Consider the following 268-nt stretch of genomic DNA (forward strand, 5'->3'; position numbering starts at 1 on the left):
CACCCAACTCGCCCGGATGGCCAAGCTCGTCGAGGACGCCCAGAACGGCAAGGCCGCCGCCCAGCGCCTCGCCGACCGGATCTCCGCCGTCTTCGTGCCGATCGTGATCGCCCTGGCGCTGGCCACCCTCGGATACTGGCTGGGCACCGGCGAGGGCTGGAGCGCCGCCTTCACCGCGGCGGTCGCGGTGCTGATCATCGCCTGCCCCTGCGCCCTCGGCCTGGCCACCCCCACCGCCCTGCTGGTCGGCACCGGCCGCGGCGCCCAG

1 pseudogene is annotated in these 268 nt (G+C 75.4%); it reads left to right on the plus strand.

What is annotated here, in order from left to right:
- Positions 1 to 268: pseudogene (locus OO57_RS38140) on the plus strand (heavy metal translocating P-type ATPase); the annotation flags it as partial.

Origin of the sequence: Kitasatospora phosalacinea (assembly GCF_000717185.1) — a bacterium.
Taxonomy (GTDB): Bacteria; Actinomycetota; Actinomycetes; order Streptomycetales; family Streptomycetaceae; genus Kitasatospora; species Kitasatospora phosalacinea_A.